This is a genomic window from Pseudomonas sp. P106(2024) (assembly GCF_057480815.1).
This window is the reverse complement of sequence record NZ_JBLIYU010000037.1, coordinates 1-2,029: the sequence shown is the minus strand read 5'-3', so window position 1 is coordinate 2,029 and position 2,029 is coordinate 1. Positions and strand designations below refer to the sequence as shown.

Sequence of the window (2,029 nt, the reverse complement as noted above, 5' to 3'; positions counted from 1 at the left end):
TCGTAACAAGGTAGCCGTAGGGGAACCTGCGGCTGGATCACCTCCTTAATCGAAGACATCAGCCTGCTGATGAGCTCCCACACGAATTGCTTGATTCATTGTGTAAAGACGATGCTGTAACGCGACCCTGTTATAGGTCTGTAGCTCAGTTGGTTAGAGCGCACCCCTGATAAGGGTGAGGTCGGCAGTTCAAATCTGCCCAGACCTACCAATTACTTGGTGCGGCCTAGGATACGGGGCCATAGCTCAGCTGGGAGAGCGCCTGCCTTGCACGCAGGAGGTCAGCGGTTCGATCCCGCTTGGCTCCACCACTCTTTCAGGTTTCGCAGCACTGCTCAGAACTTAGAAATGAACATTCGGTGATGAATGTTGATTTCTGACTTTTGTCAGATCGTTCTTTAAAAATTCGGATATGTGATAGATAGACTGAATACCAGTTTCACTGCTGGTTATTCAGGCTAAGGTAAAATTTGTGAGTTCTGCTCAGCAATGAGCAACATGCGAATTTTCGGCGAATGTCGTCTTCACAGTATAACCAGATTGCTTGGGGTTATATGGTCAAGTGAAGAAGCGCATACGGTGGATGCCTTGGCAGTCAGAGGCGATGAAAGACGTGGTAGCCTGCGATAAGCTTTGGGGAGTCGGCAAACAGACTGTGATCCAGAGATCTCTGAATGGGGGAACCCAGCCAGCACAAGCTGGTTATCTTGTACTGAATACATAGGTGCAAGAGGCGAACCAGGGGAACTGAAACATCTAAGTACCCTGAGGAAAAGAAATCAACCGAGATTCCCTTAGTAGTGGCGAGCGAACGGGGACCAGCCCTTAAGCTGGTTTGAGATTAGTGGAACGCTCTGGAAAGTGCGGCCATAGTGGGTGATAGCCCCGTACACGAAAATCTCTTGCCAGTGAAATCGAGTAGGACGGAGCACGAGAAACTTTGTCTGAACATGGGGGGACCATCCTCCAAGGCTAAATACTACTGACTGACCGATAGTGAACCAGTACCGTGAGGGAAAGGCGAAAAGAACCCCGGAGAGGGGAGTGAAATAGAACCTGAAACCGTATGCGTACAAGCAGTGGGAGCCTACTTTGTTAGGTGACTGCGTACCTTTTGTATAATGGGTCAGCGACTTATATTCAGTGGCGAGCTTAACCGAATAGGGGAGGCGTAGCGAAAGCGAGTCTTAATAGGGCGCTTTAGTCGCTGGGTATAGACCCGAAACCGGGCGATCTATCCATGGGCAGGTTGAAGGTTAGGTAACACTGACTGGAGGACCGAACCGACTACCGTTGAAAAGTTAGCGGATGACCTGTGGATCGGAGTGAAAGGCTAATCAAGCTCGGAGATAGCTGGTTCTCCTCGAAAGCTATTTAGGTAGCGCCTCATGTATCACTGTAGGGGGTAGAGCACTGTTTCGGCTAGGGGGTCATCCCGACTTACCAAACCGATGCAAACTCCGAATACCTACAAGTGCCGAGCATGGGAGACACACGGCGGGTGCTAACGTCCGTCGTGAAAAGGGAAACAACCCAGACCGTCAGCTAAGGTCCCAAAGTCATGGTTAAGTGGGAAACGATGTGGGAAGGCTTAGACAGCTAGGAGGTTGGCTTAGAAGCAGCCACCCTTTAAAGAAAGCGTAATAGCTCACTAGTCGAGTCGGCCTGCGCGGAAGATGTAACGGGGCTCAAACCATGCACCGAAGCTACGGGTGTCATCTTTGATGACGCGGTAGAGGAGCGTTCTGTAAGCCTGTGAAGGTGAGTTGAGAAGCTTGCTGGAGGTATCAGAAGTGCGAATGCTGACATGAGTAACGACAATGCGAGTGAAAAACTCGCACGCCGAAAGACCAAGGTTTCCTGCGCAACGTTAATCGACGCAGGGTTAGTCGGTCCCTAAGGCGAGGCTGAAAAGCGTAGTCGATGGAAAACAGGTTAATATTCCTGTACTTCCAGTTATTGCGATGGAGGGACGGAGAAGGCTAGGCCAGCTTGGCGTTGGTTGTCCAAGTTTAAGGTGGTAGGCTGA

At 50.6% G+C, this 2,029-nt stretch carries 2 tRNA genes and 1 rRNA gene; all 3 read left to right on the top strand.

Annotation, left to right across the window (positions count from 1 at the left end):
* Positions 1–134: 134 nt before the first annotated feature.
* Positions 135–211, top strand: a tRNA-Ile gene (locus AC25M7_RS25395).
* Between the two features lie 24 nt (positions 212–235).
* A tRNA-Ala gene (locus AC25M7_RS25390) sits at positions 236–311 on the top strand.
* A 245-nt stretch (positions 312–556) separates the two neighbouring features.
* Positions 557–2,029: ribosomal RNA gene (locus AC25M7_RS25385) — 23S ribosomal RNA — on the top strand; the annotation flags it as partial.